Raw genomic sequence first — 6,748 nt, 5'->3', positions numbered from 1 at the left:
CAACGGCCCCCGCCGGATCCTCTAATGCGGTGACCGCCTACGCACACACCTGCTCCCGGACCGCGCCCCCCTCGTTGACTCGTGGCGTGTTCGCTTCCACGGACGCCGCCAGAGGCGAACACGCCACGAGTCAACGAGGAGAGCGTTGCCGGGGGCGGTCACGGCGCTGGTCTGGATAAGGGGCCCATGTAGTCACCTGTTTCAGTTCACCCGTTCGGCGCCCGTGTTCCTAATTCGGGCGTGTTCTGGGTGACGGCCTGCCCTCATGCCCAGGAATTGAGTTCATCCACGCCGGTTACCCGGCAGCCGGATCTGCCCAAGACGCCTTCTCCGCCGTGGTCGGAAGAAGTGCGCGCCGCCTCATCAGCGCTACCAGCGCCGACGACCTGCTCTGGTACGAGGCAACGCGGTGTTCTGCTGTTGAGACTTTCCGTTGCCTTCGTCGTGTACATCCAGCGATATCGCCTCGTAACCTTCACTGGGTAGTTCAATGAGAGCATTGAAGGCAAGGCGATGAACTGGACCGTGAAGGAGATGAGGGATGAAGTTCCTTCTCGAAGTCGACATGGGTGAGACGGCCTTCGACGGGAAGGCCGTTGATGAGCTGGGCCGGATCCTGCGCTACTGGGGCGGTAATCTCCGTCACTACGACCTGAAGCCCGGCGACGGCTCTGCCATTTACGACTCGGGCTACAACGACGTCGGCAACTGGAGCATCGTCGCGACCGGGGAGCGGAGCCCCGTCTAGTGCGGTGACCACGCGCCTTCGCCGTGCCGCTCGCTTCCGTTGACTCGTGGCGTGTTCGCCTCTGGCCATGTCGTTTCAGGCGAACACGCCACGAGTCAACGGACTGGGCGGGGGCGGTGGGTTGTTCAGGGTGCGGGGTTCTCGGTTGGGAACAGGATCGGGCTGATCAGGTGCGGTGTGCGGTGCGGTGCGGGCTCGTTCGCTAGCTGGGTCTCGATCGCACCGCGCATCCCGCTGATCATCTCGGCGCGCTCGTCGGGGCTCAGCCAGAGCACGTGCTGCCGGTAACCGACGAGATCGGTGACCGGGTCGGCGTGGTCGAGGTCGAGGTAGGCGTTGAACTCGGCGAGCAGGGCCGCCATGGCGGCGGCGAACGCGCGGCGGTGGTCGTCCGCCGACATCGACGCGACCGTGCCGGCGTCGATCACGGCTCGGTCGCGGCGGAGCCGGTAGCGGCGTTCGACCGCGCCGCGTACGCGCTGCTCCGCCTCCACTTCCAGGACGCCGCCGTCGGCGAGCAGGCCGACGTGCCGGTACACGGTGGCCTTGTGCACGTCGCGGATGCGGTCGGCCAGTTCCGAGGTGGTCAGGGTCCGTCCGCCCGACATGGCCTGGACGATGCGCAGCCGGACGGGATGCGCGAGGAGCTCCAAGGTGTCCATCTGTGAATGATCGCATATGTGCTAACGTTCGCAACCTTGCGAATAGAGGAGCGCTGATGCAGACCGAGGACCGTCCGGAGACAGGGACGCCGCCGCTGGGCCGCCTGTACGAGGTGGACGGGCGGCGGCTGATGCTGCACCGTTCTGGCGCGGGAGGCCCGAGTGTGGTGTTCCTGCCTGGAGCCGGGCTCGTCGGCTTGGACTTCTTGGACGTTCAGGCCCGGGCCGCCGAGTTCACCACGAGCGTGCTGTACGACCGTGCGGGGACGGGTTGGAGCGATCCCGTCGAGCTGCCTCGCGGCGCGGCCGAAGTCGCCGAGGAGATACGGAGCCTGCTGCACGCCGCCGCCGTGCCTGGTCCGTACTTGCTAGTCGGCCATTCGTTGGGCGCGTTCTATGCGCGTCGCTTCGCGCAGCTTCATCCTGAGGATGTGGCCGGATTGCTCCTGCTGGACCCGGGACACGAGGACATCCTCGACTACATGCCGGACGAGGCCGCCGAGCTCAACGACCAGGCGAAGCCCGCTCTCGAGCAACTGCCGGACCTGACCGGCGAGCAGATCCAATCGGCGCGCGCGCAGCTTCTGGAGATCTACGCCCCGTGGCCGGAGACCGTTCGCGAGGCGCTCATCGATTACCAGCTGGCCTCGTGGCGGACGGGCATGCTGGAGACGGCGAACTTCGAGACCGACATCTACGACGAGCTGCGGCGCTCGGACGGGCTGCCCGACGTCCCGTTGATCGTGCTCACCGCCGGTGGCGCCAACCCGTACTGGGCACAGATCCTGCCCGACGAGGTCATGCGGCAGGCGCACGAGGGGTTGCGGGCCATGCATGCGGCGATGGCCGCGTCCGTGCCGCGAGGCGAGCAGCGGCTACTGGACGGCGGCTCCCATCAGCACGTGCAGGTCGAGGAGTCCGACGCCGTCGTCCAGGCGATCCGCGACCTCGTCGAATTGGCCGGTAGGCAGTAGAGATCCCAGCTCAGCCGCCAGATGGAGGCTCGGACAGGAAGTCGGTGATGGTGGCGGCGATGGCCGGATAGTCGTCGCCGAGCCAGATCATGTGGCTGGGGGCCTCGCTGGTGATCAGGCGGGCGTTCGGGATGGTCTCGGCCAGGGACCGGGCGTGATCGTACGAGACCGACCCGTCGTCGCGGGTGGCGATCACGAGGGTGGGCTGGCGCAGCCTGGCCGCGTGGGAGGCCGTCCGGTCGTCGGCCACGGCCATGGTGCGCACATCGTTGCTGAACCCCGCGCCCGAACGCATCCGGCCGAACAGGTCCAGCAGTGCCGCCCGCTGCGAGGTGTCGAGGCCTGCGAGCAGGTCCGCGACGGGGCGTGAAGTCAGGTCCGGCAGCAGCAAGCGAAAGGCGACGTTGGGCGCGCGGCGTACCAAGGTGTGCATCAGCGCCCAGGTCATCCGTTCGGTACGCGGGTTGAAGGCCACGCCGGCGGCCATGCGGGTGCGGCGGTCGGGCCAGGGCAGCAGGCCGACGGCGCTCTGCAGGATGAGGCGTTCCACCAGGTCAGGGTGGCGGGCGGCCAGAGTCACCGCGCTCGGGCCGCCTGCGGACTGGCCCACGGCGCCTGCGAGAGCGTCGATGCCGAGCTTGCCGCACAGTTCGGCGAGCACATCGGCGAATCCGGCCGGTGAGGTGCCGGTCGCGAGTGGCGTACGGCCGTAGCCCGGGCGCGAGGTTGCCAGGACGGTGTAGCCGGCGTCGGCGAAGACCTCCTCGCCCAGGGGCATCCCGGCGCGCATGTGGCCGCCGTGCAGCATCAGCACCGTGCGCGAACCGCGTTCGTCCAGCCGGTATTCCACCGGCCCGGCGGCCAGTTCCATTACCTGCGTCGGCCGTTCCGTCTTCTGCATATCCGCCATCGTCGCCTAGATCCACACCGCGCCGGGCTTGAGCAGGGGTGGTCCCTCGGATGAGGGATGGGCGTTGCGCTTGGAGTGTCCTTGGATTCGGGCAGTGCCACCTGGTGGCGTGCCTGATGAAGAGGGGTTGTCGTGGGAGATCCGGAGAACGGCCCTACCCCGGTCGTCGAGCGTCGGGCCTTCGTGCCCAAGGAGCCGTACCCGCTGATCATCGACGGCCGGGCCGTCGAGACCGAGGCGTGCTTCGAGGCGATCGAGCCCAGCACCGGCCGCCGCTGGGCCGAGGTCGCCCAGGCCGGCGCGGCCGAGGTGGACGCCGCCGTCCAGGCGGCGACGCGGGCGTTCGCCAGTTGGCGGTACTCCTCGCCCGTCGAGCGGCAGGCGGTGCTCGGGGCCGTCGCCGACCTGATCGAACGTGAGGCCGGGTCCTGGGACCTGCTGCTGCCGACCGAGAACGGGCGTCCCGTCCGGGAGGCGGGGATGTTCGACGTGGCCACGGCCGCGAACATCTTCCGGTACTTCGCCGGGCTCGTCCGGGGTCTGGGCGGGGAGCAGATCGCGACCGGTGACCGGGACTCGCACGTCTACACCGTCCGCGAGCCGCTGGGCGTGATCGCGGCTCTGACGCCGTGGAACTCGCCGCTGATCACGCTGGCCAACAAGCTGGCCCCCGCCCTGGCGGCGGGGAACACGGTGGTCGTCAAGCCGTCCGAGCTGGCCTCGCCGAGTGCGGTGACGCTGGTACGGGCCCTGGGCGACCTGCTGCCGCCGGGCGTGGTGAACGTGGTGACCGGCTACGGGCCCGAGGTCGGCGCGGCCCTGGTCGCCCATCCGGGGATCGCCAAGGTGACGTTCACCGGAGGGACCGAGACCGGGCGGCGCGTTCTGGCGGCCACCGCCGCCAATCTCACGCCGGCGCTGATGGAGCTCGGCGGCAAGTCCGCCTTCCTGATCTGCCAGGACGCCGATCTGGACGCGGCCGTGACGGACGCTCTGACCGGTGCGTTCGCGGCCAATGGTGAGGCGTGCTTCGCGTCGTCCCGGCTGCTGGTGCACGAGGACATCGCGGAGGAGTTCCTGGAACGGCTGACCGGCGTGGTCTCCCGTATCCAGGTCGGGGACGCGCTCGACCGGGGGACGCAGATCGGTCCGGTGATCTCCGGGGCGCATCGCGACCGCATCCTCGGCCTGGTGCGGCGGGGTGAGACCGAAGGCGCCGAGGTGGTGGCCGGGGGCGACGCCGTACGCCTGGACGGCGAGCTGTCCGGGGGCTCCTACCTGGCGCCGACCGTTCTGCTGGATCCGGCCGGACGGTCCACGGTCTCTTCGGAGGAGCTGTTCGGGCCGGTCGTGGTCGTGCAGACCTGGCGCGAGGAGGCCGAGGCCGTCGCCCGTGCCAACGGTGGACGGTACGGACTGGCCGCCGGCGTGTGGACGCGGGATCTCGGTCGGGCGCACCGGGTCGCCCGCGATCTGGACGCCGGGATCGTCTGGGTCAACACCTGGTTCGAGACCCCCATGGGCCAGCCGCTGGGCGGCTTCAAGGACAGCGGCTTCGGGCGCGAGACGAGCGCCGAGACGCTGCGCGAGTACAGCGGCACCAAGGTCGTCAACGCCCGGCTCACGACCGAGCGCATGTCCCTGTTCGGCTGACCGATCGACATCGTTCCAGCATTGCGAGGAGACCCCATGGCGTTCGACTTCACCCTGACCCCCGAACAGGAACGCGTACGCGGCCTGTGCCGGGAACTGGCCGCCGACTTCGCGACCCGGGCCGCCCGGCATGACGCGGACCGTTCCGTGGCCACCGAGAACATCGACCTGCTCCGCGACGCGGGCCTGTTCGGCGTCGGCATTCCCAGCGAGTTCGGCGGCGCCGGAATCGGTACGGTCGGCTGGATCGCCGCCGCCGAGGAGCTCGCCCGGGGTGACGCGTCCACGGCGCTCGGCTTCAACATGCATGTTGTGGCCACCAGCGCCACCACCGAGCGCGCCGCGATCCCTGACGACACCAAGAAGCGTGTCGCCGCGCTGGCCATCGAGGACGGCGCGCTGATGTGCGCGCCGCTGAGCGAGCCCGCCTCGTCCAGTTTGCTGCCGTCGACGTTCGTGCCGACGGTACGGGCCGTACGCGAGGACGGCGGCTACCGGCTGCGCGGCCGCAAGATGTTCGCCTCGTACTTCGAGGCCAGCGAGTACGCCTACTTCTACGCCCATCCCGAGGACGAGCCCGACCCGCGCGCCGCCATCGGGATGCTGCTGCCGACCCGGCAGGACGGCATCACCGTCAAGGATGTCTGGGACACCCACGGCATGCGCGCCACGGCCAGCAACCAGGTGGACATCGACGGCGCGTTCGTCCCCGACGACCTGGTGCTCTACCGGACGGGGGACTTCCTGTCGGCCTTCCTCATCGAGAACGCGCACCGGTCCTTCGGCGGCTACACCGCCTGCTACCTCGGAGTCGGCGCCGGCATGGTCGACTGGGCCGCCGAGCACCTCGGCACCCGCAAGGGCAAGGGGTTCGCCCAGGAGATCGGGTACCACCCGACGGTCAGCGCGGCTGTCGGCGAGGCGGTCGTGGCGCTGGAAAGTGCCCGGCTGATGCTCTACCGGGCGGCGTGGCAGGCCGACGCCCACGGGCCGAGCCTGGAGACGTTCCACTGGTTCCTGCGGGCCAAGCTCGCCGTCGGCCGCGCCGTCCAGGAGATCGCGACGCGGCTGACCGTCGCGGGCGGCCTCAACTCCCTGTTCAAGAACCAGGCGTACGAGCGGATGCTGCGCGACGCCGCCACCGCGCCGATCATGCCGCCCAACTCGCTGGCCTGCGGCGAGATGGTCGGACTGCTCAGCATGGGCCTCGACCCCGCGCAGGCGCCCTCGCTGCGCCCGCTGGAGGAGACCCTCGCCGACCCCATGGCCGCCGCCGGGACCGCCTCCGCGATGCGCCCGACGACCTGACCCGTACGTCCCGACCCCACCCGTAGAGCAAGGAGAAAACGATGCCCGTCACCCGAGCCGACCAGGTCAACGCCTCGTTCGTCGAGGCCATGAACGCCGGAGACCTCGACCGCGCCCTGGAGATCTGGTCCCCGCAGACCGTCTTCGTCACCCAGCCGGGCAGCGAGGCCGTACGGGGAACGGCCGCCCTGCGCGAGGCGCTGCAGGCGTTCCTCGACCTCAAGCCCACGCTGCGGTTCGAGAGCCTGCAGTTCATCGAGGCCGACGACATCGCCTTCGAGTCCATCAGGTGGACGCTGGAGGGCACCGGCCCGGACGGCGAGCCGGTCCGCATGGTCGCCATCGACGGCAACGTCCTGCGCCGCCTGGACGACGGCCGCTGGGTCACCGTGATCGACAACCCGTTCCACAGCGAGCACATCGGCCTGGCCGTCGAGTAGTCCCCGTCCATCCAGTAGGCCCTGTCCATCGAGTAGCCACCCGCGACGTGCGG

The 6,748-nt window shown here is 69.8% G+C and carries 7 protein-coding genes; 5 read left to right on the top strand and 2 right to left on the bottom strand.

The window, feature by feature from the left end:
- Positions 1-541: 541 nt before the first annotated feature.
- Positions 542-748, top strand: a complete 207-nt coding sequence (locus ACH34Q_RS43950) for a hypothetical protein (RefSeq protein ID WP_395989188.1) — start codon at positions 542-544, stop codon at positions 746-748.
- A 125-nt stretch (positions 749-873) separates the two neighbouring features.
- Here ACH34Q_RS43950 and ACH34Q_RS43945 read toward each other — a convergent pair whose 3' ends face one another.
- Complete coding sequence (locus ACH34Q_RS43945; RefSeq protein ID WP_395989187.1) at positions 874-1,410, bottom strand: helix-turn-helix domain-containing protein; 537 nt, start codon at positions 1,408-1,410, stop codon at positions 874-876.
- 56 nt (positions 1,411-1,466) lie between these two features.
- On the opposite strand from ACH34Q_RS43945, the gene ACH34Q_RS43940 reads away from it, so the two are divergent.
- Positions 1,467-2,384 (top strand): alpha/beta fold hydrolase, encoded by a 918-nt coding sequence (locus ACH34Q_RS43940; protein ID WP_395989186.1) that lies wholly within the window; start codon positions 1,467-1,469, stop codon positions 2,382-2,384.
- Between the two features lie 10 nt (positions 2,385-2,394).
- On the opposite strand, the gene ACH34Q_RS43935 is transcribed toward ACH34Q_RS43940, so the two are convergent.
- Complete coding sequence (locus ACH34Q_RS43935) at positions 2,395-3,285, bottom strand: alpha/beta fold hydrolase (protein ID WP_395989185.1); 891 nt, start codon at positions 3,283-3,285, stop codon at positions 2,395-2,397.
- A 141-nt stretch (positions 3,286-3,426) separates the two neighbouring features.
- Between ACH34Q_RS43935 and ACH34Q_RS43930 the strand changes: the two genes are divergently transcribed.
- Genes ACH34Q_RS43930 through ACH34Q_RS43920 form a run of 3 tightly spaced genes read left to right on the top strand, consistent with a single transcriptional unit; the run spans position 3,427 to position 6,695 of the window.
- Positions 3,427-4,947 (top strand): aldehyde dehydrogenase family protein, encoded by a 1,521-nt coding sequence (locus ACH34Q_RS43930; RefSeq protein WP_395989184.1) that lies wholly within the window; start codon positions 3,427-3,429, stop codon positions 4,945-4,947.
- 36 nt (positions 4,948-4,983) lie between these two features.
- Positions 4,984-6,255, top strand: a complete 1,272-nt coding sequence (locus tag ACH34Q_RS43925) for an acyl-CoA dehydrogenase family protein (RefSeq protein ID WP_395989183.1) — start codon at positions 4,984-4,986, stop codon at positions 6,253-6,255.
- Between the two features lie 41 nt (positions 6,256-6,296).
- Positions 6,297-6,695 (top strand): YybH family protein, encoded by a 399-nt coding sequence (locus ACH34Q_RS43920; RefSeq protein ID WP_395989182.1) that lies wholly within the window; start codon positions 6,297-6,299, stop codon positions 6,693-6,695.
- The last annotated feature ends 53 nt before the right edge of the window (positions 6,696-6,748 follow it).

The sequence above is a fragment of the Actinomadura sp. 9N407 genome, from assembly GCF_044326315.1.
Lineage (GTDB): Bacteria > Actinomycetota > Actinomycetes > Streptosporangiales > Streptosporangiaceae > Spirillospora.
Note: the sequence above shows the minus strand (reverse complement) of the source record. Positions and strands in the feature narration are given on the sequence as shown.